General features: G+C 65.5%; 26 protein-coding genes. 16 read left to right on the top strand and 10 right to left on the bottom strand.

Annotated features, from left to right (window positions below):
* The first annotated feature begins 100 nt into the window (after positions 1-100).
* The gene (locus E1H16_RS02930; RefSeq protein ID WP_134322167.1) at positions 101-1,114 is read left to right on the top strand and encodes a permease; all 1,014 of its coding nucleotides are present in this window, start codon (positions 101-103) and stop codon (positions 1,112-1,114) included.
* A 22-nt stretch (positions 1,115-1,136) separates the two neighbouring features.
* Positions 1,137-1,907 (top strand): TIGR03943 family putative permease subunit, encoded by a 771-nt coding sequence (locus tag E1H16_RS02925; protein WP_134322166.1) that lies wholly within the window; start codon positions 1,137-1,139, stop codon positions 1,905-1,907.
* 107 nt (positions 1,908-2,014) lie between these two features.
* On the opposite strand, the gene E1H16_RS02920 is transcribed toward E1H16_RS02925, so the two are convergent.
* The 3 genes from E1H16_RS02920 to E1H16_RS02910 all read right to left on the bottom strand — a co-directional run bounded on the left by E1H16_RS02920 (position 2,015) and on the right by E1H16_RS02910 (position 4,548).
* The gene (locus E1H16_RS02920) at positions 2,015-3,244 is read right to left on the bottom strand and encodes an RNA polymerase sigma factor (RefSeq protein WP_208378812.1); all 1,230 of its coding nucleotides are present in this window, start codon (positions 3,242-3,244) and stop codon (positions 2,015-2,017) included.
* A 3-nt stretch (positions 3,245-3,247) separates the two neighbouring features.
* Positions 3,248-3,598 carry a YciI family protein gene (locus E1H16_RS02915; protein WP_134322165.1) on the bottom strand — a complete coding sequence of 117 codons (351 nt, stop codon included), beginning with the start codon at positions 3,596-3,598 and terminating at the stop codon, positions 3,248-3,250.
* A gap of 191 nt (positions 3,599-3,789) precedes the next feature.
* Complete coding sequence (locus E1H16_RS02910) at positions 3,790-4,548, bottom strand: Fic family protein (protein ID WP_243837598.1); 759 nt, start codon at positions 4,546-4,548, stop codon at positions 3,790-3,792.
* Between the two features lie 156 nt (positions 4,549-4,704).
* Here E1H16_RS02910 and E1H16_RS02905 point away from each other — a divergent pair, with 156 nt between their 5' ends.
* The 4 genes from E1H16_RS02905 to E1H16_RS02890 all read left to right on the top strand — a co-directional run bounded on the left by E1H16_RS02905 (position 4,705) and on the right by E1H16_RS02890 (position 8,406).
* On the top strand, positions 4,705-5,088 hold the full coding sequence (locus E1H16_RS02905) for an FKBP-type peptidyl-prolyl cis-trans isomerase (protein WP_134322164.1): 384 nt from the start codon (positions 4,705-4,707) through the stop codon (positions 5,086-5,088).
* A 202-nt stretch (positions 5,089-5,290) separates the two neighbouring features.
* Positions 5,291-6,373: a metal ABC transporter substrate-binding protein gene (locus E1H16_RS02900; protein WP_134322163.1), complete on the top strand. Its 1,083-nt coding sequence runs from the start codon at positions 5,291-5,293 to the stop codon at positions 6,371-6,373.
* A gap of 204 nt (positions 6,374-6,577) precedes the next feature.
* Positions 6,578-7,468 (top strand): AAA family ATPase, encoded by an 891-nt coding sequence (locus E1H16_RS02895; RefSeq protein WP_243837596.1) that lies wholly within the window; start codon positions 6,578-6,580, stop codon positions 7,466-7,468.
* Positions 7,469-7,572: 104 nt separating this feature from the next.
* Positions 7,573-8,406, top strand: a complete 834-nt coding sequence (locus tag E1H16_RS02890) for a vWA domain-containing protein (protein WP_208378811.1) — start codon at positions 7,573-7,575, stop codon at positions 8,404-8,406.
* Positions 8,407-8,519: 113 nt separating this feature from the next.
* On the opposite strand, the gene mftE is transcribed toward E1H16_RS02890, so the two are convergent.
* Genes mftE through mftR form a run of 5 tightly spaced genes read right to left on the bottom strand, consistent with a single transcriptional unit; the run spans position 8,520 to position 14,007 of the window.
* Positions 8,520-9,185, bottom strand: a complete 666-nt coding sequence (gene mftE / locus E1H16_RS02885) for a mycofactocin biosynthesis peptidyl-dipeptidase MftE (RefSeq protein ID WP_134322161.1) — start codon at positions 9,183-9,185, stop codon at positions 8,520-8,522.
* A complete protein-coding gene (locus E1H16_RS02880; RefSeq protein WP_134322160.1) occupies positions 9,172-10,725 on the bottom strand; it encodes a glycosyltransferase in 1,554 nt (517 codons plus the stop codon). Before E1H16_RS02880 ends, mftE begins: the two co-directional genes overlap by 14 nt.
* Positions 10,722-11,630, bottom strand: a complete 909-nt coding sequence (locus tag E1H16_RS02875) for a hypothetical protein (RefSeq protein ID WP_134322159.1) — start codon at positions 11,628-11,630, stop codon at positions 10,722-10,724. The genes E1H16_RS02880 and E1H16_RS02875 overlap by 4 nt, the downstream gene beginning before the upstream one ends.
* On the bottom strand, positions 11,627-13,366 hold the full coding sequence (locus tag E1H16_RS02870) for a DUF6403 family protein (protein ID WP_134322158.1): 1,740 nt from the start codon (positions 13,364-13,366) through the stop codon (positions 11,627-11,629). The genes E1H16_RS02875 and E1H16_RS02870 overlap by 4 nt, the downstream gene beginning before the upstream one ends.
* Positions 13,366-14,007, bottom strand: coding sequence for a mycofactocin system transcriptional regulator (gene mftR, locus E1H16_RS02865; RefSeq protein ID WP_134322157.1), 642 nt, complete (start codon positions 14,005-14,007; stop codon positions 13,366-13,368). The genes E1H16_RS02870 and mftR overlap by 1 nt, the downstream gene beginning before the upstream one ends.
* Before the next feature lie 91 nt (positions 14,008-14,098).
* On the opposite strand from mftR, the gene mftA reads away from it, so the two are divergent.
* Genes mftA through mftD form a run of 4 tightly spaced genes read left to right on the top strand, consistent with a single transcriptional unit; the run spans position 14,099 to position 16,969 of the window.
* Positions 14,099-14,212 (top strand): mycofactocin precursor MftA, encoded by a 114-nt coding sequence (mftA, locus tag E1H16_RS02860; protein ID WP_134322156.1) that lies wholly within the window; start codon positions 14,099-14,101, stop codon positions 14,210-14,212.
* Positions 14,213-14,229: 17 nt separating this feature from the next.
* Positions 14,230-14,526 carry a mycofactocin biosynthesis chaperone MftB gene (mftB, locus tag E1H16_RS02855; protein WP_134322155.1) on the top strand — a complete coding sequence of 99 codons (297 nt, stop codon included), beginning with the start codon at positions 14,230-14,232 and terminating at the stop codon, positions 14,524-14,526.
* Positions 14,523-15,719 carry a mycofactocin radical SAM maturase gene (mftC, locus tag E1H16_RS02850; RefSeq protein ID WP_134322154.1) on the top strand — a complete coding sequence of 399 codons (1,197 nt, stop codon included), beginning with the start codon at positions 14,523-14,525 and terminating at the stop codon, positions 15,717-15,719. The genes mftB and mftC overlap by 4 nt, the downstream gene beginning before the upstream one ends.
* A 35-nt stretch (positions 15,720-15,754) precedes the next feature.
* Positions 15,755-16,969 carry a pre-mycofactocin synthase MftD gene (gene mftD / locus E1H16_RS02845; protein ID WP_243837595.1) on the top strand — a complete coding sequence of 405 codons (1,215 nt, stop codon included), beginning with the start codon at positions 15,755-15,757 and terminating at the stop codon, positions 16,967-16,969.
* Between the two features lie 135 nt (positions 16,970-17,104).
* On the opposite strand, the gene E1H16_RS02840 is transcribed toward mftD, so the two are convergent.
* Positions 17,105-17,863 carry a short-chain dehydrogenase/reductase gene (locus E1H16_RS02840; protein WP_134322153.1) on the bottom strand — a complete coding sequence of 253 codons (759 nt, stop codon included), beginning with the start codon at positions 17,861-17,863 and terminating at the stop codon, positions 17,105-17,107.
* A gap of 68 nt (positions 17,864-17,931) precedes the next feature.
* Positions 17,932-18,753 (bottom strand): HAD family hydrolase, encoded by an 822-nt coding sequence (locus E1H16_RS02835; RefSeq protein ID WP_243837593.1) that lies wholly within the window; start codon positions 18,751-18,753, stop codon positions 17,932-17,934.
* Between the two features lie 190 nt (positions 18,754-18,943).
* Between E1H16_RS02835 and E1H16_RS02830 the strand changes: the two genes are divergently transcribed.
* From E1H16_RS02830 to E1H16_RS02805, 6 genes are all read left to right on the top strand, one after another.
* Positions 18,944-20,065 carry a CpaE-like family protein gene (locus tag E1H16_RS02830; RefSeq protein WP_134322151.1) on the top strand — a complete coding sequence of 374 codons (1,122 nt, stop codon included), beginning with the start codon at positions 18,944-18,946 and terminating at the stop codon, positions 20,063-20,065.
* A complete protein-coding gene (locus E1H16_RS02825) occupies positions 20,062-21,210 on the top strand; it encodes a TadA family conjugal transfer-associated ATPase (protein WP_166741596.1) in 1,149 nt (382 codons plus the stop codon). The genes E1H16_RS02830 and E1H16_RS02825 overlap by 4 nt, the downstream gene beginning before the upstream one ends.
* Entirely contained in the window at positions 21,207-22,019 is an 813-nt protein-coding gene (locus tag E1H16_RS02820) for a type II secretion system F family protein (RefSeq protein WP_134322149.1), read from the top strand. Before E1H16_RS02825 ends, E1H16_RS02820 begins: the two co-directional genes overlap by 4 nt.
* Positions 22,016-22,708 carry a type II secretion system F family protein gene (locus E1H16_RS02815; RefSeq protein WP_134322148.1) on the top strand — a complete coding sequence of 231 codons (693 nt, stop codon included), beginning with the start codon at positions 22,016-22,018 and terminating at the stop codon, positions 22,706-22,708. The genes E1H16_RS02820 and E1H16_RS02815 overlap by 4 nt, the downstream gene beginning before the upstream one ends.
* A 69-nt stretch (positions 22,709-22,777) precedes the next feature.
* A complete protein-coding gene (locus E1H16_RS02810; protein WP_243837592.1) occupies positions 22,778-23,083 on the top strand; it encodes a DUF4244 domain-containing protein in 306 nt (101 codons plus the stop codon).
* Positions 23,083-23,952, top strand: a complete 870-nt coding sequence (locus tag E1H16_RS02805) for an Rv3654c family TadE-like protein (RefSeq protein ID WP_134322147.1) — start codon at positions 23,083-23,085, stop codon at positions 23,950-23,952. Before E1H16_RS02810 ends, E1H16_RS02805 begins: the two co-directional genes overlap by 1 nt.
* Positions 23,953-24,077 lie beyond the last annotated feature (125 nt).

The raw sequence follows: 24,077 nt of genomic DNA, 5'->3' as shown, positions 1-24,077 counted from the left end.
CCGCCGATCGGTGGCCGCATCGGTGGTGCGGGTCATTCCTCGGCTCGAGTGCGGGCGTGCCGCGCTGTGCGCGGCGGTACGCCGGGAATAATCGGGCGCGATGGCTACCGAGCAGAGCACCGTGACGGATCCGGGGGGCGCGTCCAGGACGCGTACCGCTCAGCGACCGTTGAGTCCGTCGACGTTGCTGTTGATCGCCGCTCTCGTGCTGATTGCGCTACTGCGGCCGGTGCTCGGCTCGTCACTGCTGGGCGAGGGGATCTCGGCGTGGTCGACCATCTTCACCGCGATGTTCGTACAGGCCACGCCATTCCTGGTGCTCGGTGTCGCGATCAGCGCGGCGGTGGCCGCGTTCGTCCCAGAGTCTTTCTTTCAGAAGGCGCTGCCGAAACGTCCGGCGCTGGCGGTGCCGGCGGCCGGCGCAGCGGGCGTGGCGCTGCCAGGGTGCGAGTGCGGTTCGGTACCGATTGCCAAGGGCCTGTTCAACAAGGGCGTGCCGCTGTCGGCGGCCCTCGCATTCATGTTGTCAGCACCCGCGATCAACCCGGTGGTCCTGGTGGCCACCGCCGTCGCGTTCCCGGGGACGCCGGAAATGGTGCTCGGCCGGTTCACCGCGAGCCTGATGCTGGCAGTAGTGATGGGGTACCTGTGGGCGTGGCTGGGGCGCGCCGACTGGGTGCGCCGCCCGAGCCGGACCATCGCCGTGCACGGGAACAAGTGGCAGACGTTCGTCGGCACGGCCACGCACGATTTCTTGCACACCGGCGGATACCTCGTGCTGGGTGCGGCCGCGGCCGCCACCTTGCAGGTGGTCGTTCCGGCGTCGATCATGAACAGCGTCGCGTCGAGTTTCTGGCTCTCGGTGCTCGTGCTCGCGGTGCTCGCGGTCGTGCTGTCCATTTGTTCGGAAGCGGATGCCTTCGTGGCAGCCGCGCTGGTGCAGTTCCCGTTGACCGCGCGGCTGGCGTTCCTGGTTGTCGGCCCGGCGGTCGACCTGAAACTCATCGCGTTGCAGTCCTCGGCGTTCGGGCGGGGATTTGCCTTGCGATTCGCCTCGACGACGTTCGTGCTGGCGATCGCGTGCGCCGTACTCGTTGGATGGTGGCTGTTGTGATCCGCCTCGATTGGAGCCCGCGATGAAGGCACTGTTGATGCGCCGCGAGACGCCCAGCCTTGCGCTGCTGCTGGTCGGCGCGTGGATCATCCGGCTCGCGTTGACCGGTGAATACAAGGTCTACGTCAAGGACTCGTTCGGACCGTGGCTGGGAGTCGCTGGCGGATTGTTGGTGGTGGCCGCACTGAGCGGTCTGGTGTTCACCCTGCGTGGGCGTTCCGTTGAACATGACCATGGTTTCGAGGAATCTGACGCGACCACGGGACCTGGTGAGAGCGCGGAATCCGGCGACGCTGATGCGGGGCACGGCCATCGGTCGTACGTCGGATGGCTGCTGCTGGTGCCGCTGTTCGCCTTCGTGCTGATCGTGCCGAAGCCGCTTGGCGCATATTCGGCGGCGCGCGCGGCCGGTCCACCGCCTCCGGTGGCCGCTAACTACGACGCCCTGCCGGACGGCGACGTCGTCGCTTTGCCGATGCGGGAGTACACCGGACGAGCGCTCACCGGCGACACGATGGACGGCAGGACGCTTGAATTAGTCGGTTTCGTGACGCCGGCGCCCGACGGGTTCTACGTGACACGGTTGGCGATTGCGTGCTGTGCTGCCGATGCATTGCCGATCAAGGTGTGGGTCGCCACGGACGGGCAGGCCCCGGCCGAAGGCAATTGGGTGACGGTCACCGGTACGCCGGGTGAGCCCGTCATGGACGAGACCGACAGTTATGAGATCGCCAGTATCGAAGCCGAAACGGTGACCGCAACAGCGGCGCCGGACTCCCCCTACGAGCAGTAGGTTTCTGCGCGACCAGGTAGATGTCGATGCCTCCACTGGAGATCGCCGCGCAGGTGTCCGGGATCGACTCGCGCGGCGCTCTAGGTCGGAATCAGATAGGCCGCCGCTCAGTCCAATTCGGCTAGCCGCCGCCGGAGATGGGCGCGCTCGGCATCGTTACCGCATAACCGGATGGCCTCGGCGTACGCCGTCCGCGCCGCGACAGCGTCTCCGGAGCGAGCGAGAAGTTCGGCCCGTACGGCGGGTGGCCGGTGACTACCCGGCAGGTCCACCGATTCCAGCGCTCGTAGGCCGGCCGCTGCGCCGCGGTACTCCGCGACGGCCACAGAACGTGCAAGCTCGGCACTCGGGCTGGGATCCAGCCGCAGGAGTTCGTCGTACCGCGCCACGATTCGGTCCCAGCGTGTCTGCGCCGGTTCCGGCGCGATCGCGTGCTCCGCGGCGATGTGGGCCTGCAGTAGGCGTGCGGCTGTGCCTGCTGAAACTGGCACGGCGAGTTCGGCCGAGCGCAACAGCCCGAGGGCCTCATCGATCTCGTCGCGGTGCCAATGTGCTCGGTTCTGCTCGGGCAGTAACACCAGTTGGCCGTCGTCGCTGACGCGTGCATCCCGACGAGAATGCTGGAGCAGTTGTAACGCCAGCAGCGCGGTCAGTGATGGGTCGTGCGGGGCGAACGATCGCACCACTCGCACCAGTCGTATAGCCTCCCCGGCGAGATCTACCCGCACCGGATCAGGCCCGCTTCCTGGCGCGTACCCAGCCGTGAATGCGAGGTACGCAGTCTGCGCAACGAGCTCCAAGCGCTGCGGAAGTACCGCGGCATCAGGTATGGCGAACGGAATTCCGGCAGCCACGATCTTCTTCTTGGCTCGGGTCAGTCGAGCCGCCATCGTTGTTTCCGAAACGAGAAATAGGCGGGCGATCTCGGGTGTCTTCACGCCCAGCACCAGCCGGAGGGCGAGAGCGCTCGCAGTCTCGGGCGCGATCGCGGGATGCGCGCACATCAGCACCAACCGCAGCACGTCGTCGTCGATCAATCCACCCGGATCGGCCATCACGCGCGGGCCGTCGCGATCACGACTCGCAACGAGCTGCGGTGCCTTACGATTGGCGATGGCCTCGGCGCGCAACCGATCCAATAGCCGACGGCGTGCCGCAGTGTGCAGCCAGGCTGCCGGGTTAGCCGGCGCGCCGTCAATCGGCCATCGCCGGACCGCCGACTCCACCGCGTCGGCAATCGCATCCTCGACGAGATCCAGGCGGCCATAGCGTGCGAGGAGCAGGGCGACGAGTCGACCCCACTCCTCGCGCACCACCCGCGCGAGCACCCCGCTCACTGGCTACGGCACGTCCACAGCGGGAGTGATCTGGATGTCGTAGCGCGGCATCACAGACAGCAGCTCGAGTACGACGTCCAGATCTGGAGCTTCGAGCAGGTAGAACCCGCCGAGTTGTTCAACGGCCTCGGCGTACGGTCCGTCGGTGATCATCCGATTGCCGGAGCGAGTGCGAACCGTGGTGACCATATCGGGAGCGAGCGCCTCACCAGCGAGGATCTGTACTCCGTCGTGCGCCGCACAAGCTTCATCGAATTCCGCGTGTTGTCGCATCTCGTCGGCCTGCTCCTGCTCGGACTGATCGTCCCAGCTCTTGCCCTCGCCGTACCCCATCAACAGCACCAAGTACTTCATGTCGTCCCCTTCGGGTTGCGGGCCGTCGTGGTGGCGGCCTCGGCATGATGACGAACGGGCGCCACGGGATTCGACACCCGCAACCAAGTTTCCCAATAAATTCCCGGCCGACTATGTCTCGCCGCGGTGACGCGTGGCGGGATCACTGAGCGAGAGCGTGTGGTGAAGTGCCGCAGCGGCCTCCGGCAGCACTAACCGCGTAGTACGGCCTCGCAGATGGCTAGTCCCTCGACCGCACCGGCGGACAGGGCTCCTGCGCAGTGCACGATCCACTGCGCGACGCCGTCGGCAGAACCCGTGCGGTACGCCGCGATGGACTGTTCGTAGTCACGTTGTTCGGAAACGTGACCGACTTCCGGTGCGGCGAGCGCTTTGGGGTCAACGCCGGTCGAGATCAGGGCGACTCGCGCGGCACCGCGGGCGACTACGCCGTTGAGCCCAGCGAAAGGTTTGAGTGCGAGTAGTTCGCCGTGCACGATCGCGGCGACGACGACCCCAGGTACGTCGCGGGAGCGGGGCGCGCGCAACGTGTCCGTGAGCTGCTGCAGCCTGACGGACACCTCCGGACCGCCGACGGGACGGCCGAGATCGTCTCGGTGCAATGAGCCGCTGGCGGCCTGCACGTGCAGTGCCGCGATCGCTTGAAGCGGCGCTTTCTCCCAGACCTCGGTGATCCGTCCCAACTCACCGGAAACCCGCAGGCAACCGGTCACGACCGGATCGTCGATCTGGCCGGCCCGGATCGCCTCCAGCTGGTACCCGTGGTTCTCTAATTCGGCCGACGCGCGCGCGGCGCGCAGCAGGGACTCGCCGCTGACCGCAGCGGATTGTTTGCGTAGCACGCGGTGTCGCAGTAACCGGTCGACGTCCTCTCGAGCCCTGGTGCAAGCGTCGGCGACGCCAGGCAGGTCGATCAGTGGCAAGAGCGGGTCAGCGGTGGCAGAAGGCACGACGTACAGCCTAGTTCCGTAACTCGCGGTGGCTACGTCCGGCAGAGTTCTTGCCGGAGACCGCGTTATTGGGTAGACCGCCGAGCCGTGGGCGGACGCCTGCCGAGTTCTCGGGAGGGCGCGTGCCGGTGCGCAAGGGCCGGTACGGTTGTGAGGATGAGCAACGATACGAGCAAGAAGCCCGAGTTCGAGATTCCGAGCGAGAACGCGCCGGTCGAACTGATCCTGGAGGACATCGTTATCGGTACCGGCGCCGAGGCGACGGCCGGTGCCACTATTGACGCCCACTACGTCGGCAAGGCGTGGTCGAACGGTCAGCAGTTCGATGCGTCCTGGGACCGAGGTCAGCCGCTGTCCTTCCCGGTTGGCGCGGGACGCGTCATCGAGGGCTGGGACAAAGGCCTACTCGGGATGAAGGTCGGCGGCCGCCGCAAGATCACGATTCCGCCGCACCTCGGCTATGGCGAGTACGGCGCCCCCGGAGCGATCGCGCCGAACGAAACGCTGGTCTTCGTCGTGGACTTGGTCGGCGTTCGCTAGTCCTCACGCCGGCGATGCGCTCGCCCGTCGCGGTGCTCAGACCGCGGTAGGGGCGCCAATCGCTGGGACGATCGTCACAAGCCGCCCAGCGCTGCCGCTGGGCGGCTTCTTAGATATATCAACAAAATACGCCTTGGTGGGGCGCGAGCTATTCACTTATGCGACTTTGACAATCAGTATCACTGGGGCGTTTTCTCGTCTCATGATCAACCGTCGCACCCCTGCGTTTCGTGGCTTGGCTATCGCGAGCGCCGTCGCCGTTGCCATGTCTCTTTCTGCTTGCACCTCGGATTCCGCCGACGGCGACGTGGTCGTCGGCTTCTATCCGTTGGAGTTCTTGGCCGAGACGATCGGTGGTGACGCGATCGAGGTGCAGAGCCTCGCGCAGCCCGGAGCAGAGCCGCATGACATGGAGTTGACCACCAAGCAGGTAGGTGCGCTGTCGACCGCCTCCCTCGTGGTGTACCAGCGCGGGATGCAGCCGGCCGTGGACGATGCGGTCGACACCCAAGAGCCCGGGCGCACCCTTGACGTGGCGTCCGTGGTCGAGTTGAGGGAGTCCGCCGAGGACGACGGTCACGACCACGGTGCCGACGGCGATACTGGTGAGGATCATGATCACGAGGATGGCGCCGATCACGATCATGATCATGATCACGAGGGTGAGGACCCCGCAGCGGACGGCGAGGACCACGCGCATGAGGGCGAGGACCATGCGGATGAAGGCGAGGACCACGCGGATGAAGGCGAAGAGGGCCACGATCATGACCACGGTGGGCTCGACCCGCATATTTGGCTCGATCCGAGCCAGATGCAGCAGATGGGCGAGGCGATAAAGGACGACCTGGTCGACATCGATCCGGACAACGCCGAGGTTTTCGAAGAGAACTACGAAAAGTTGGCTGCCGAACTGACCGAACTCGACGAGCAGTTCACCGCGGGGCTCGCGCAGTGCGATAGCAAAGAGTTCGTGACCACGCACACCGCATTCGGGTACCTGGCGAAGGCGTACGGGCTGGAGCAGGTGGGCATCCTGGGGCTCGCTGCCGAGGAACCGTCGCCGCAGAAGCTTGATGAGGTCCAGCATTACGTCGACGATCACGGTGTCACCACGATCTTCTTCGAGTCTGGCGTCAGCGATGACTACGCACAGACGGTCGCCGATGCCACCGGCGCCGAGACGGCCGTACTTCTTCCGTTGGAAACAGCGCCGGAGAGCGGTGATTACATCAGTGCGATGCAAGACAATCTCGCGGCGCTGCAGAAGGCGCTGAACTGCTCCTAGGTACCGCCGACATCTGTCCCGTAGCCGCACTCTCCGGGGGCTCTCCCAGTCAGCGTCGGGCAAATCCGCACCGGATGTCGGATTCCGTTTGCGTGCCCGCAGTCACTCCGGTAGACAGGTGGTCGCAGTCACATGTGGATCGGTTGCCGATGTGGTGAACCGGTCCGCGGGGGCTTCGATTCCGACCTACTGAGGAGAGCTGACTTGGCCACGACCTATGCAGACCTGGGTGAGGAGGTCGTCGGGCGTGAACGCGAGATCGAATTGCTGCTCGCTGCGCTCGGTGCCGGTGCCCACGTGGTGCTCGAAGGACCGCCGGGGACCGGAAAGTCGACGCTCTTGCGTGCGGTCGCTGGCCGTCAACACGTGCCCTTCCTGTTCGTAGAAGGTAATGCGGAACTGACACCCGGTCGGCTGGTTGGACACTTCGACCCCGCGCAGGTTCTCTCCCAGGGCTACAAACCGGAGATTTTCGTCGATGGACCGCTGATTCAGGCGATGCGTACCGGCGGCATGCTGTACATCGAGGAACTCAACCGTGTGCCCGAGGAGACGCTGAACGTGCTGCTCACCTCGATGTCCGAGGGCGAGGTACATGTGCCGCGGCTCGGGGCGGTTAAGGCAGCGCCGGGTTTCTCTTTTGTGGCGGCAATGAACCCCTACGACTCGGTCGGTACGGCGCGCATCTCCGGCGCGATTTACGACCGTACCTGTCGGATCGCGATGGGATACCAGACGTCCGAAGCCGAAGACCGGATCAGTGCTTTGCGTGGACCGACAGTTCCCGAGCAGTGGCGTGCGCAGGTGGTGGAACTGATCCGCAGCACCCGTGAACATTCCGACGTACGCGTCGGGTCGTCGGTGCGCGGTGTCATCGACCTTCTCGGTGTCGCGTCGCAGTTGGCAGCTGCGCGGTCGGCGGACATCACCGATTGGCACCTGGGGCTCGATGCGGCGACGGTCGCACTGTCGGGCCGGATCCGACTGCACGAATCATGCTCACGGACGCCGGAAGAGGTTGTGCGTGAACTCTACGAAGGTATCTTCGGCCGCGAACCCAAGGAAGACGACGGCGATTCGTCGGGGGAAGCGTAGACCCGCCTGACCAAGGGTCTCAGGGGGCGCCACCGCCGCCGGGACGAGGTCAGTCGGGTCCGAAGCAACGCACCAAGGGGCGCAATGAACTAGGCGCGAACCCCATGTTCGAGGACATCTCGCCGGAGGTCGGCGAGATAGATGAGGCGGCTGTCGACGAGGCTATGGCCTCCAGCCCAGACGATCTCATGGCGCTGCTGGGCGACATGGTGCAGGCCACCGACGAGGAACTGCGCCGCAAGGCCAAGGAACTCGCCGCTCGTCTCGTGCTCGATCGAGCGCGGATCGGTCAGCCCGGCGGACGCGGCACCGCGCGTATGCGGCGCGTCCCGGCCGACTATGGCGGCGACATTGATCTCGACGCGTCGATGGATGCGATTATCGAGGCCCGCGCTGGTGGACGCGACGCATCGCTGGATGAGATTTGGGCGCGGGACTGGGCGAGAACTGATCTGGCGATCTGCGTCGTACTCGACACGTCGGGCTCGATGAGCGGTGATCGGTTGACCGCATCGGCCCTCAGCGCAGCAGCGTGTGCGTGGCGGGCTCCAGGCGAGTTGTCCGTGTTGCAGTTCGCGAAGGAAGTCACCGTTATCAGGCCGATCGAGGGCGGCAAATCCTCCGGAGCGCTGGTCGGTGAGGTGCTGGGGCTACGCGGGCACGGGGTGACCGGACTGGCCGGTGCGCTGAAGGCGGCAGCCGATGAGTTGGGTCGAGCGCGGGCGAGTCGCCGCGTCGTACTGCTGCTGTCTGATTGCCGCGCGACCGACGACGAGGACCCGATCCCGTTTGCTAAACGGATTGACGAACTGCTGATCCTCACGCCGGACGACGACACGGAAGCCGCAGAGGAGTTGGCGGCGGAGGCTAACGGCAAGTGGCGGTATCTGCCAGGCCCCACCGCGGCACCTCAACTCATCAACGACCTGCTCGGCTAACCGCCATGCGTCGTCGTCGGTCACGGCGTCCTTAGGTGGCCGTCCACGTTGCGGCGCTTGTCGCGGGTAGCAGGGTTGCAGATGCTGGCGTCGCGGGACGGCGGCGTTGGCAGCTAGTGGGGGAGCTCGCGATTGAGCCTGTCGAGCAATCCGTCGAGCAGGTCTTTCCCTTCCTCGGCGGTGGCGCCGGTCGGGTCGCCGAGGATCCCGTTCGGGCTGACCGCGCGTACGCCGCCGGACCGCATTGCCGGCAGCAGCTCCCGCACCGGGGTCGTGTTTCCCTGCTCTGCAACGGAAATGTCTACCAAGTCGGGATTGATCGCCAACATTACTGAGGTCTCGGTCCGTCCTGCATGTGCGTCGGCGCCTGGGAACGCGCAGTACAGCGCCGTGAGTGGCCGCTTCTCGTAATCACAGACTCGTTGTGCAGCGGCGATCGCTGCCGCGTTGCCGCCGTGCGCGTTCACCAGGATGACTCGTCGGTAGTCGCGGGTCGCATCGCGGACGATCTCCACGAGTACGGCGGTCAACGCCTCGCTACCGATGGACAACGTCCCCGCGAACCCGGCGTGCTCACCGCTCGCGCCGATCGCGATTGCCGGTGCAAGAACCAGTCCGGCCCGATTGTCAACGAGTCGCCGCGCGACATACTCGGCGACGATGGTGTCTGTTCCCAACGGCAGATGCGGGCCATGCTGTTCAGTTGCGCCGAGCGGTACGACGAGGCTGCCGGCAGTAAGGTCGCGTACCTGTAGCGAGGTCGCGTTACGCAGTTCCATGCCGCCTCCGGTGCCGTCGATCCGGGAAGAGGATCCCGAACCTGGTCGAGCGTATTGAGCCACCTGGCTTTCCCAGTCGCACGTGCGGGAACAAAAGTCCAAACCGGCCTGATCGTAACGATCCACGCCATGCGCCTACCGTGTACGCCGCATCGTCGAGGAGTTGCCAGCCCACGCGCGCCGGAACGCCACTCGACGTGGCGCCGCCGCGTTGCGTTGTCCTCGTTGGCCCGGTGCGGGCTGAGCCGCTGCTATCGGGTAGGTGGCTCGGGGCGTGTTGGCGTATCGACGCGTCGATGGTGTTCGTCAGCAGGTACGCGAGAGCGGCGCGCTTCCGGAAGCCCGTATGTGTCAGTGAAACGAGGCCGGTCACCGGAAGCAGTGGGCGCACCAACATCCGGCTCAGCGCTCGCGAGGAATGCCACTGCCCCCGCAATGCGGCTCGCCGCGCCGCCGACGCCGGTAATTGCTTCATGCTGCGTGGCGCCACCGCGATATGCGCCAGCGAGGCCGCAGCAGCAAGTCGTGTACGACCCGCCATCGCCAGTAGCCACGGCAGAACGGTGGCTAGCGGGAACGAGCCATGGCGCATGAATTGCGGATGCGCGGAGGCGAGCGCGGCAGCGCTTTCTCCGTACGTCGCGCGTCGCGCCAGTGCATCACCCAGCCGGGCGCGTGGCCGGTGGTGCAGGACTACCCGCGGCTCGTAATAGACGCCGTCCTCGGCCGCACGCCAACAAAAATCCACGTCCTCGCCGGTGTGCAGTGATTCGTCGAATCCACCCAGGGAAAGGAAGCGGTCACGATGCACCAGCAGCGCGGCGCTGGGCAGGTACGACAGGACGCCGGTAGGTGAGACGTAACCAGGGCGGGTGCCCATGTCCAGCGCGCACACGGCGCGCTCGAACGCGGCCGCGGCGCCAGTCCCAGGTGAGGTCACCACGCGTGGCCCGATCGCGACAGCATCACCGATATTCGCCAACAGCGCGCCAATCCAGCCGTTCCGCGACCCTCGGTCGGCCGGGGTGCTGGCGGGAGCTTGTGTCGCGACTGCGTCGATGTCGGCGTCGCAGAACGCGACGTACCGGGTGGTGGCTCGCTGTGCGCCGAGGTTCCTGGCGGCCGCCGGACCCAGCGACGTGGCGTTACGCAGCACCGTCAGGTCAGCGTCGTGTACCAGCTGACCCTCGAGTGCGACAGAGGACGCGTCGTCGACAACGATCGCTGGAATGCCAGGGGCGAGGTCGAGTACGCATTGCACCGCGGCAGCCGTCGTTTTCGCGGGAATCACCAGCGTCACGTTCGCAGTGACGCCGGGAGGGTTGAGCGGCGCAAGCAGGAGGTTGGAGCGCGCCAAGCGCCGCAACAACGCTTCCTCAGCAGCGCCGTACTGCGTCTTGACGCCCTGGCGTACGGCGCTTCGGACGAAGGCGGCACCGCGCTCGGTGAGCCGTACGGAGCGAAATGGGTCGCCACCGACGAGTGTCCGCGTGTCCGCCCAGAATGTCCCGGGCGACAATGCCCAGTCGTGATGGGTCATAGCCGGGCGAGTTTCTGCGTCAGCGCCTCGGCCGCGGCGATCTGATCGGGCAGTCCCTCGGCGTCCGGTTCATGGTTGGTGGCTTCGGTGTTCAGCCGGGTGTAGGTGCGCAGATGGTCGGTATAGCGCCGCACGAACGTCTTGTCAGCGGCGCTGCGCTTGTTCTCCGCCGTGGCCACGACTCGCTGATACCGCTCGTCGAGTGCCAGGATGTGTACGCCTGCAGACGCCAGCGCGCTATCGCGTTCTGCGAGTTTTCCGCGTGCCTTCGCGCGCCCCTCGATGGCGTCGGCCTGCCACTTCGCAAGCAGCCGACCTCGCCAGAAGATAACGGCTGCACCGAGCAGAATCACCGACAACGCGATCGTGGCGAGGATATAGCGGGCGTACGGCGGATCGATCGATCGGGCATCTTGCGGTGCGAGGCCGGCATCTACGAGTTGGTCGTAGTTCACCACGACCGCCTTCACCGCGTCCTGTGGGCTGTCAGCGAGCCCTTCGAGTCCCATGCCGATGCGCGATTCGATGACGAATGCCTTGCCGAACTCGCCGTCGTCGTACCCAGCAATGAGCGCGCATCCGTAGGTCGACATGTCGCTGCCGATAATCACCACGACCGCGCCGTCGGCAACCGATTTCGCGTCCTCGCAGATATCGCCGCCTTGCTCACCGAGTGGCGAGTCCAGCATCGCGACGACGAGTTGGCGATTGCCGATGTCGCGCTCAGCTTCTGTCTCGTCGATGTCGACCCCGTCAGCGGCATACAGATTGCTGACGCGAAGCTCTGCGTTGATCTTTGAGTCGAAGGTGCCGGCGCCCCACAAACATAGCGCGACGACGCCCAGGAGCACGACCAGCAGCGCGAGGTCGACCTTGCGGCTACCGCCGCCCGAGCGCGCACTCATACCCATCGTCCTTCCAGGAAGTTGCTTGGCTGGTAGTCCGCTCGGTCGAGGTGATCGGCCACCGAACTCAACTCACGCTCGGCGCGATCGAGAAGTTCGGTAACCAACCCGAGGTCGTCGTCATCGCCATCGCACACTTCCTTAGCCTCGCTCAGCGCCCGTGTTGCGCGCACCAGCGCCGCTGCCGACCGGCCGTTGGTGAGCGGGCTGACTTCGACGGCGAGCTCACTCAGACCGGCCAGCCGCGCGAGTTCACGATCGGTGACGTGTTCGACATCCTTCGGTCTGGATCGGCGAACTTGCACGATCGCGGCCGCGATCCCCACGACGCCGAGGCCAGCGATGAGCCATGGTAGGAACGGCAGAGCGACATCAACCGGATCCACGGGCTCGTAGGGCAAGGGCTTGCCGAAGATGCCGCTGTGGCGATAGCTCGCGACTTCGTTAAGCGCAAGCCGCAAGACCGCTTCCTGCGAGTAGTCGAAGTTTCCGATCCGTTCGCCGAAGCGCCCGTACAGGCTCGCGGTGAGCGGCCGTTCGAACTCGTCGGCGTACGTGCCCGCGTACTCGATCCACTTGCCAGTCATCGCGACCACTGAGCGGTCCGGAAACGCCTCAGCGACCGCAGTCGCGTAATCAACGATTGGACCGCCACCGGGCGCCTGCGGAGACACAACGATCAGCGGCCGATCGCCCTCCGGGTATGCCTCGGTAGCGACCGCCGGATACTCGAAAGTGGGCGCATCAGCGGTAAACGCGATGTCGTCAGCGGCGAGATCGCTCAGGACAGGCGCCAGCTCCTCGGGGGTCGGCTCGCGGGTATCGATCCCCAATTCCTCGTCGTCATCTTCGGCTTCGGCGCGCAAGGCTAGGAGATGAGTGACGCCCTCGGTCACGTCGCCGGTTCCATAGACCCGCGCCATGCCCTGCGGAGTTGACGGTTGCGATGCGTACGGCGACAGCGATGGTTCAAGGCCGGTGACGAGCAGTACGTCGTCCGGCACATCGATGGACGCATCGAGTTTGGCCGAGGGGTCCAGTGGCGGTGCGAGCACGACCTGCGTGACGTTAGCCTGCTCCATCCACTTCAGGACGACGTCCTCCTGCACGCTCGCCGGGGACCCGTCGACGGTGATGATCGGGTCTTCGCCGTACTCGGCGGCGATGTCGTTGTACGACGGTTGCGGCGCAGGTGTTGGCTCGTCGGATTCGTCCTCCGTCTGGGCGGAGTCGCGGGGCTTGTACTGCGTGTCCGGCTGCTGAGTTTGAATTCCGATGAAGACGATGCCGATGAAGGCCAGCACCAGTATCGCGGCAATCTTCGCAATATTGGCGTTATCGCGTCCTCCCGCGATCAGCGGGTCTTTGGCGGCGGCGGCCGCATACGGATCGACGCGGTTCTTCGTCGATGGCTTCGATCGGCTCGACGTGCCTCCTGTGCCCTTGCGCCACAATTCGTCCGCTCGGCGAGCAAGCCCCGCGGCGCGGCGGGCAGCCGTTGCATTCGGTGTTCCCGACATCAGCCCGCGGGCGCGCGCCAGGGCCGCCTCAGCCTGCGGATTCGGGTCCTCGGCGGCATCGCGGGACGCTTCGGCCACTTCGATGGCCGTCCGGGCGCGTCGTGATTCGTCGCCGAGGTCGTCGATCCGTGTTGCTCGACGTAGGTACGCCGTAACGGCGTAACCGGCCAGGAAAAGCGCGACGATTCCGCTGAGGATCAGCGTGATATCCCGCATCAACGCACGTCGTCCGACTCGATGGCCGCTGAGGGCGCGACGCTGGCGGGATCGGCAAGGATCTCAAAACTGCGATGCATCAGGTCGATGAGGTCGGCGCGCGAATCGCGCAGCCACTGCTCGTACGTCGAAATCGCCGCGCCGAGCGTGAGGTGGGCTAGCACCGTAGGCCGCGGGTCGTCGGCAGGGCACTTCAGGCGTGCCGCGATCATGCGCGCGATAACGGCACGCCACCGCTCGTAGCGCAGCGTCGCGTGCGCTTGCAGCGCCGGATTGCTGAGGATGAGTGCCATCCGCACGCGGTGCTCGGGCATGACCTGCTCATCGAAATCGTTGAAGTGCACGACTGCCGCCCGGATCGCCGGGAGCAGATCCAGGTCACGGGTATTCGCCGCGATCCACCGCTCCCAGGATGCGAGGTGCTCGTCGAACGTGCCCCACACGATGTCGTTCTTGGAGGGGTAGTACCGGAACAAGGTTCGCCGCCCGACCCCGGCCGCGGCAGCGATGTCATCGACCGACACGGCATCGAAACCACGCTCAGCGAAAAGCCGGATCCCCACCTGGGCGATCTGCTCATGACTGGTAGCCGGACGCCGGCCGGGGCGTCCGGCGGCAGCCTGCGCCGTGAGATGGGGCAAAGTGTTTCCTTTCGACACCAGGTGCCAGTATGGTGCGGATCATAACCCGCGTACCGTATGACGCACTGAACTCAACAGGAATGAGGATGCCATGGCCGAGCAGACCACCCAGACGACCGATCGTGACGCCACCGTCGCCGAGCTCGTCGAAGAGGACACCCTCGTCGAAGAGGTCTCCATCGACGGCATGTGCGGCGTCTACTAGAACCGCCCCACCAGACAATGCTCGACACATCAGCCGCATGGGCACTGCATCCCGCGGTGTCCGTGCGGCCTGAGCCTTTCGGCGCGTTGCTGTACCACTTCGGCAACCGCAAGCTGTCGTTCTTGAAGGATCGACTGCTGCTGGACGTCGTACGCGCGATCGACGAACAGCCGTCGTTGGACGCCGCCTTTCAGACGTGCGGCGTCCCCAAGGATCAGATACCCCGATACCGCACCGCGGTGCAGACGCTCGTGAGCAGCGAGATCGTCGTACCGCGCGAACAGACGCAGAACGAACCGGAGGAGACCGCATGAGCCTGGTCAAACAGTTCGAAACCGGCCTCGATGCGCCGATTTGCCTGACCTGGGAGTTGACCTACGCGTGCAACCTCGCATGCGTGCACTGCCTTTCCAGTTCCGGTAAGCGAGACCCCCGAGAGCTGACCACCGACGAAGCGAAGGCCGTCATCGACGAACTGCAGCGCATGCAGGTCTTCTACGTCAACATCGGCGGCGGTGAACCGACGATCCGTAACGATTTCTGGGAACTCGTCGACTACGCCACCAGCCACCAGGTCGGCGTCAAGTTCTCCACCAACGGCTACCGCATTACGCCGGAGGTGGCGCGCCGCATCGCCGCGTCCGATTACGTCGACGTGCAGATCTCGCTCGATGGCGCCGATGCAGGTATCAACGACCATGTCCGCGGCGCCGGCTCATACGAGACCGCGATTCGCGCGATGCAGAACCTCAAGGACGCGGGGTTCAAGGACTTCAAACTGTCGGTGGTGTGCACCCGGCACAACATTCCGCAGTTGGACGAATTCAAGGCGATCGCCGACGAATACGGGGCCCAGCTGCGCCTGACGCGGCTGCGTCCTAGTGGCCGCGGCGCCGACAGTTGGGATGACCTTCACCCGCTACCGCACCAACAGCGGGAACTGTACGACTGGCTGATGGCGCACGGGGAGGACGTACTCACCGGCGACTCTTTCTTCCACCTCGCGGCGTACGGCGAATCGCTGCCGGGTCTGAACCTGTGCGGCGCGGGTCGCGTAGTTTGCCTCATCGATCCGGTCGGCGACGTATATGCCTGCCCGTTTGCGATTCATGACAACTTCTTGGCCGGCAACGTCCGTTCCGAGGGCGGGTTCACCAAGGTGTGGCGCGAGGCCGAGTTGTTCGCCGAACTGCGTGAGCCGCAGAGCGGTGGTGCGTGCTCGTCGTGCGAGTTTTTCGACTCCTGCCGCGGCGGTTGCATGGCTGCGAAGTTCTTCACGGGTCTACCGCTGGATGGCCCTGACCCAGAGTGCGTTCAGGGCTATGGCGAATCTCTGCTGGCCGAACGTGACGGCGTACTGCCCAAGCCCAGTGTGGACCATTCCAAGAAGAGCAAGCGCCCGGCCGCTGCGCGCGGCCCGGTTCCGGTAACCATCGGACGCCGTCCACCGGTGAGTGCGTGCGCTGAGGATCCGCTCGCCGGGTTCCAAGCTCCCGCTCCGGTCTAGTTCAGATCCTCGTAGTAATAAGAAAGTAGGAACAGGTGGAGTTGAAGAACCCCTGGGCGCGAAACCCTTGGTTCGAATCCGTTGCCGAGGCGCAGCGTCGAGCTAAGCGGCACTTGCCAAAGCCGGTTTACAAGGCCTTGCTCGGTGGTAGCGAACGCAGCGTGACATACCGCGACAATATGGCGGCATTTGCCGAACTCGGCTTCAGGCCACACGTCGCTGGTCTGTCGGCTACTCGCGATCAAGCCACCAACGTGCTCGGGCAGGACATCTCGCTTCCGGTGCTGATTTCCCCGACTGGCGTACAGGCAGTGAGCCCCGACGGTGAGGTCGAGGTCGCGCGCGCGGCGAACGCTCGCGGGACCGGGATGGGGCTGAGTTCGTTCGCGAGCAAGCCGATCGAAGAAGTGTGCGCAGTTCACGACAAGGTGTTCTTTCAGATCTACTGGCAGGGCGGCAAAGAGTCGATGTCGCGCCGGATGGCGCGTGCGCGTGCCGCCGGCGCGAAGGGTCTGATCCTGACCCTGGATTTCTCCTTCGGTTTCGGCCGCGACTGGGGAAGCCCGGAGATCCCCGAGAAGATCGACCTCAGGGCCCTGGTGCGCAACGCTCCGGCGGGAGCGATGCGCCCGAAGTGGCTGCTGGAGTGGGTTAAGGGCGGCGAACTTCCCGATCTAAAGGTTCCGAACATTGCCGAACCCGGGCAGGAGGCTCCGACGTTCTTCGGCGCCTACGGTGAGTGGTCGCAGACTCCGCCGCCCACCTGGGACGACGTGGCGTGGGTGGCTAAGGAGTGGGGCGGCCCCGTGATGCTCAAGGGGATCGGCCGCGTCGATGACGCGAAGCGGGCCGTTGACGCTGGCATGACCGCGATCTCGGTGTCGAACCATGGCGGGAACAACCTGGACGGAACTCCTGCGTCGATCCGTTTGCTGCCGCCGATCGCTCAGGCTGTCGGAGCCGATGTCGAAGTGCTGCTCGATGGCGGCATCCGGCGAGGCTCGGACGTTGTGAAGGCGCTCGCGCTGGGAGCCAAGGCAGTCATGATCGGCCGCGCGTACCTGTGGGGTCTCGGCGCGAACGGGCAGGCCGGTGTCGAGAACGTGCTCGACCTGCTGCGTAGTGGTACCGACGCGGCGCTTTTGGCGTTGGGTAAGGAATCCATCCACCAGCTCACGCCAGATGACTTGGTCATTCCTGACGGTTTCGAGACCAACTTCAAACCGTTGGCCACCGCCATCGTTGACTAGATTCCGAGTTCCGCAGGGGTCTAGCGTTCTGCGGTTGTCTGGGTTCTACGGTGTCTTTGGGTTCTGCGGCGGTTAGGGCTGGTGGTCGTGCGACTATCCAGCCCTTAACCACCGCAGAATCGTTTTCCCGGGTGGTTACACGCCGCCGGTGATCGCGAGAATCGCGCCGTTGGTGTACGCCGATCGAGGTGATGCCAGGAACGCAACAGCATCGGCGATCTCGTCGACTGTTCCGGCACGCCCGTACGGCATACCCGCGGTGAGTTCCGCGTAGCGGTCGGCGTCGCCCAACTCGGCTTCGGCGCGGGCGCGTAGCAGCATGGTGTTGCGTTCGGTCGCGATTGGTCCCGGATTGATCGCGTTGACCCGCACGCCATCGGTGTGCGCCTGTTTGGCGAGGGCTTTGGTGAACGCCATTAGCGACGCATTTCCTGCTGCCCCGGCGATGTAGGCCGGCGGGAAAGACTCTCCGGCGTAACCGATCACGTTGACTACCGCGCCGCTGGCCTCGGCGAGCTTCGGGTACAGCGCCCGGGTCAGATCGATGAATCCGAATACCTTCAGATCCCACGCCTTTCGCCAGGTGTCGCCGTCCACGTCACCGAGCGTGCCGGGCGGAATCGCGCCTGCGTTATTCACCAGGATGTCGATGCCTCCAGCGAAGTCGGCGACCTTTGCGATCGCTTGCTCGGCAGTGAGGTCGATCGCCAGGCTGGTTGCGGAACGCCCGGTCGTGCGGCCGATCTGCTCGCAAGTTTCGGTGAGGCGCTCGGCGTGACGCGCGGTGAGCAGGACGTCGCAGCCCTCTCGGGCTAACGTCTCGGCGACTTGCCGCCCGATCCCCTGCGAAGCGCCGGTGATGAGCGCCCGTTTCCCTGCTAGCTCCAGATCCATGATTCGTCCTCCCGTGACTGCCTATGCGCGCGGCCCGCTATCCGTCGATCGGCCCAGGCACGTGAATGCTAGATCGCGCGGCTGGAGCGTCGCTTACGACGACGGTGCTCGAACCACGCGATACCGGCGATCGCTGCGGCGGTGGTGACGGCTGCGCCGCTGGCTATCGTCGGCGTCGACGGCTTGCCGAGTCGATCGAGACGTTCCTTGAGTGACACGCTGTTGCTGAAGCGAAGTACCGGCCACTCACGCTCGAGCGCGGCCGCCCGCAGCGCCTTGTCGGGGTTGACCACTGACGGATGTCCGACGAGCGAAAGCATCGGGAGGTCGGACGCCGAATCGCTATATGCGTAGCACTGATCCAGGTCGTACCCGCGTGTCTTGGCCAAGGCAGTGATCGCGTCGGACTTGGCCTGTCCGTACGCGTAGAACTCGATCTCGCCGGTGTACGTGTCGTCCTCGACGACCATGGTTGTAGCGATGACGTGGTCGGCGCCAAGCATCTGCCCGATCGGCTCCACCATCTCAGCGCCACTGGCCGACACGATCACGATGTCGCGGCCCGCGGCACGGTGATCCTCGATCAGCTTGGCGGCCTCGTCGTACACCAACGGCGTGACGACTTCGTGCAAGGTTTCGGCGACGATCGAGCGCACCTGCGCGACGTCCCAACCAGCGATCATCTTGGTCAGATGTCGCCGAATGCTGTCGATCTGGTTATCGTCCGCGCCGGCCATGAACACCAGTTGGGCATAGGTCGCTTTGAGGACGGCGCGGCGATTTATCAGACCCCCGGCGAAGAACTGCTTGCCGAAAACGAGCACGCTTGATTTGGCGATGATGGTCTTGTCGAGGTCGAAGAAGGCGGCCTGGCGCGGGTGAGGCGTCACGCCATCAGTGTAGGCGCTCCGGTGGGCGGGACCGGTCAACCAGGTTCTCAGCCGCGTAGACCCACACGATTCAGCACATCGCGCCGACAGCGACGGCTCGACCAAGCGGGTTTTCCACAGCGCGGGCGCGTTTCCACACCTACCGCCGATGGTCTCGCCGCAGCGGCGGATACAGCGAAGTATCTGCGCCATGACAACGGCGAGGGAACTGCGTGATGTGCTCGTGGTGACGACGGATGACGACATCACCCGACGATCGCAGCGGGTCATCGCTGCGGCGGGAATGAATCCCGTCGTCCGTGCGCCGGCCGGTGCCGTATCGCGTTGGCGCGAGAGTGATGCAGTGCTCGTCGGCGTGGACGCGCTCGATGGGGTACTGCGGGAGGATCCGCCGCGTCGCGACAGCGTGTACGTCGTCGCGACTGAGGAAATCCCGACTGGCGCGTGGCGCGATTGCGTGAGCCTTGGCGTCAGTGACGCGGTGACGTTCGTGGAGTCGGAAGGCTGGCTGACCGAGCGCCTCACTCTGCGATCAACGGATTCGGACGCGGGCCTGACGGTCCGAGTCATGGGATCGACCGGAGGGTGCGGCGCATCGGTGACCGCCGCCGGCCTCGCGCTGGCAGGCGGTGATGATGGAGCTGTCCTGCTCGACACCAACCTGCGCTCGGGGTGGGACGACCTGCTGCTCGGTCTCGACCCGGACGGGCTCGGCTGGGCCGAACTGAGCAATCTGCGTGGTCGGGTCAGCGGTCAGGCGCTGACGTCCTCGATACCCAGTCGCGACGGCATCTCGCTGATCGCCGCTAACCGTGAGCACCCGCAGCGTGAGCTGCCTGCCGACGCTCTTCGTTCGGCAGTGCTGGCCGCGTCGGGGCTTGGGTCGCTGGTGATCGTCGATGAGCATATTGCGAGCGGGCTGATCGACACGGCGGCACAGCTGAGTGATGTGACGGTGCTGGTCACGGTCTCTGATGTGCGTGGCGGGTTGGCAACCCGGGCCGCGCTGGAGGCCCTGCGCGGTGAACCAGCGGGTGGAGCGTCGGAGCGCAGCGTGCCGGAGCGGGGCATCCCGGGGCGCAGTGGAGCTCCGATCGTTGTGGCGGCTCGCACCGTGCGAGGCGCCGCGCTGCCGGATGCGACGTTCGCCGAACTCACTGACCTCGCGGACGACGTCTTCTGGCTCCGAGAGTCCAGCGGTATCGATCGGCGCGTGGCCAAAGGACGAGCCGGACTGGTGGGCAGCGAGCGGTTCGTCATGGACTGCGCGGCACTGCTGCAACGATGCCGAGACCTGGTGAGTGCTCGGTGAGCGGCACCCGCCGCGATGCGCTGATTGCGGCCGTACGACGCAGATGCGCCGATGCCGATGATGTTGTCGATACGGTACGACTGGCCGCGCTGATCCGCGAAGAGGCCAATGGGCTGATCAGTGATCGTGAGTTACTTGAGGTCCTGACCGAAGCTGAAGCCGAAGTCTTAGGCGCCGGACCGCTCGAAGCTCTGCTGAACACGTGGGATGTTACGGACGTACTGGTCAACGGCCCCAACGATGTCTGGGTGGATCAGGGCGGCGGGCTCCGTCGTACCGCGATCAGACTCGGCGGGCCCGAGGAGGTCACCGACCTAGCTAAACGGCTGGCGGCACGAGCCGGTCGCCGACTGGACGCAGCACACCCGTGGGTCGACGCGACACTGCCGGACGGCTGCCGACTACACGCTGTGATCCCGCCGATCGCGGCCGATTGCGCGCTGCTAAGCGTGCGCACCATGCGCCGACGCACGCTGTCGCTGAGTGACCTCCTGGCGGATGGCCTCGACCCCGCGGTGGCTGACTTGCTCGTCGAAATCGTGCGGGCACGGCTGTCTTTCCTCGTCAGCGGTGGCACCGGATCGGGCAAGACCACGCTCTTGTCGATGCTGCTGGAGCACGTTGATCCGACCGAACGAGTCGTGATCGCCGAGGACGCCGACGAACTGCGCCCGCACCACCCGCACACGGTCAAGATCCTGTCGCGGCCGTCGAATATCGAAGGTAGCGGGGAGTTGACGCTGCGCATGCTCGTGCGCCAGGCACTACGTATGCGTCCCGACCGGATCGTCGTCGGTGAGGTGCGAGGCGCTGAAGTGATCGAACTGTTGATGGCGCTGAACACCGGCCATCAAGGCGGTGCGGGAACTGTGCACGCGAACAGTGTCGCGGACGTCCCGGCACGCATCCGGGCATTGGGCATGCTCGCAGACATTTCGGCCGAGGCTATCGACGCGCAACTGACATCGGCTGTCGACGTGCTCGTGCATGTCGGTCGTGATCAAGCCGGGATCCGTGGCGTACATCAGATCGCCGTCCTTGAAGCGACGGAACACGCGCCAGTAGCGACGACCGTGTGGGGCCGCGAGAGCGGATTCACCAAGGACGTCGCCCTCCTCGCCGACGTACTTGAGGGTCGGCGATGACGCACGCGACGGCAGCAGCACTCGGGGTGCTGGCGATGGCGGTCCTGCTGTGGCCGAGTCACGCGCACCCGATCGAGCGTGACGCAGCTCGCGTGGGCTTGCGCGAGCGGCTCGCTGCGCTGGACGTGCCCGAGCATCCGGGACGGTGGATCGTCGGAGTAGCGGCGATCTGCGCGGCCTCCGTCGCATTCATCGCACCGTGGCATGCCGCCATCAGTGCCGGTGTGCTCTCCGCAATCGCGGCATCATCGTGGGCGCAGGGCAGGCGGCGGCGGGCGGATTCGCTCGTGCTGAGCCGAGATGTCGAGACCCTGCAGGCAATCGGCGCCGAGTTGCGCGCAGGCAACGATCTTGCGGCAGCGTTGCGTTCTGCAGGAACCGTCGCAGATACCCGGATGTGTGCGGCACTGACCCGCGCGGCACAGGCCATTCAGATGGGAGATGATCCCGCCGCGGCATTGGAGCGTACCGCTGTACCCGGCGTACACCGACTCGCCGGGTTGGTGCGACTGAGCGGTTCAGCCGGAATCGCGCTGGCCGAGGCCGTCGAGGTTCTCGCTGACGATGCGATGACGCAGGCGCACGTACGTCGCGATGTGACCAGCCTGCTCGCCGGTCCACGAGCGACGGCCGTGTTGCTCACGATGTTGCCTGCGTTCGGGATCGTAATGGGCCAAACGATCGGAGCGGACCCGTGGCGAGTGCTGATGCATACGAGTGCGGGTGCGATTGCGATGCTCGCCGGAACCGTGCTCGCCGCTGCCGGAGTGTGGTGGACGAACGCCATGGTCAACGGAGTGCAGCGATGAGTTTTGTGTTGTTGATGGGTGCGTTCGCGGTGCTGTGTTGGCCGCTGGAGACGACGTATGTGGCTGTGCGCAGACGGCGGGTGGGTGCTGCTGGGACTCGCCTAGACAGGCACATGCCGGTACTGCTCGCTGCGCTGATGTTCTTGCTCTTCGTGGCGTGGAAGCCGACTATAGCGGGGATCAGCATGGGAGTCGCTTCCGCTTTCGGTACCTACCTGGCGCTTCGCAGGTTGCGTGCGCGGGTCAAGCCGAGCGTTGTCGACCCTGCGCTTCCGCTTGTGTTGACGGTTGCCGGCTTGTTATTACGGTCGGGAGCGCCGCCGGGCTCCGCGCTGGCTTCGGCCGCTCGCAGTTGCGGCAGTGAGTCGCGATCACGGTGTGACCAGATTGAACGACGCCTTGCGGTAGGTGAGACGCCTGCCGATGCGTGGGGTGGCGTAGCCGACGTACCCGACCTGTCGGCGGTTGGTCGAGCGGCGATCCGAACCAGTGACAGCGGGGCAGCGCTGGCGAATGCGTGGTCGTCCATCGGTGTTCAACTGCGCGCTGACCGGCGACTGGCAGCAGAGGTTCGTGCCCGAAAAGTCGGCGTACGGGTGCTGGCACCGCTGGGGCTGTGCTTCCTGCCGTCATTCATCTGCCTCGGCGTCGTGCCGATGGTGATCGGTCTCGCCAGCGACATCCTCTAGCCAGACGAACGGCTACGAGGAAACCACAGGAACTGGCAGGAGGCACCTGCCAGTACGAAGGAGGAAACGATGTTCGACACGGCTAAAGGACACTCCGGCCGCACTGCAGACCGGACCAGACAGGGGCGGGAACTGTTGTATTCAAGCATTCTGAAGATGCGTGGTGGGTTCGCGGCAGTGCTGTTATGGCTGGTGGATCGACTGCTCGGCCCGGTACGTGCGCGGGCTACCGATGCCGGAATGACAACGGCCGAATACGCCGTCGGGACCATCGCCGCCTGCGGATTCGCGGCGATCCTGTACCAAGTGGTGACCGGTGACTCCATCATTTCAGCGCTCAGCGACCTCATCACCAAGGCTTTGTCGTCGCTCTGATGAGACACCTCAAGCGCCTGTTGCTGCGGAGGTGGCGGGGGCGCGGCAGGCCGCCCGACGGCGGAATGGTCACGGCGGAGGTTGCGCTCGCGCTGCCGGCGTTGGTCATCGTTGTGGCCGCATTGATCTCGGTCATAGCTGCGGTCGCCGGTCAACTGCGTTGCGTCGCGGCGGCGCGGGAAGGGGCGCGAGCCGCCGCCCGCGGTGAGTCCGCTGAGGTGGTGCAGCAATTGACGGTTCGCGCAGCGCCGGATGGCGCCGTGGTTGACGTGAGTTCGGCGGCTGACACGGTCACGGTCGTCGTCACGGTGAGTGTGCGCCCACTCGGTGGGTCCGTGGCGGAGATCGAGGTCAGCGGGGAGGCAACGGCACTGCGTGAACCCGAGTCCGTTAGACCCGGAACATCGATGGCGATCCTTGGTCCGTGGCTTCCGGTGCTCGCGTGGCGATTGCGGATGCGTGACGGTCCACGACGTACACGATCTTCGGAGTCGAGCAGACGCCGCCGGCGGCGTAGTGGAGCGGGTGATCGAGGTAGCGGAACTGTGTATGCGGTGGCGCTGCTGGTCGTCCTCGGGGTCGTCGCCGGCGGGGCCGCGTTCGTGGCCAAGGCGTTCGTAGCGCATCAACGCGCCGCCGCAGCAGCTGATCTGGGAGCGCTCGCCGGTGCGCGAGCTCTGGTTGACGGGGACGGCGACCCGTGCGCGGCGGCCGGTGAGATCGTGCAGCGCAATGGCGCGGATCTCGCTGATTGTGTCATCGAGGGCCAGACGGTGCTGATCACGAGCACCGTAGCCGTTGATCTGGGCGGCTTCGGGGTTCGGGAGGCGACTGCACGCGCGCGGGCCGGGCCCGTAGGGGTCGGGTGAGGGTGCGGAGCGGACATCAGTACTCGGCGACGTTGTGCCCGGACAGGAAGACGAATGGTTTGCCGCGCTACCGAGCGAACTTCAGCCTTAGGAATCGATCTGGGCTGGAGCGTCCGTAGGCAAGT

The organism is Cumulibacter soli (genome assembly GCF_004382795.1).
In the GTDB taxonomy this organism is placed as follows: domain Bacteria; phylum Actinomycetota; class Actinomycetes; order Mycobacteriales; family Antricoccaceae; genus Cumulibacter; species Cumulibacter soli.
Note: the sequence above shows the minus strand (reverse complement) of the source record. Positions and strands in the feature narration are given on the sequence as shown.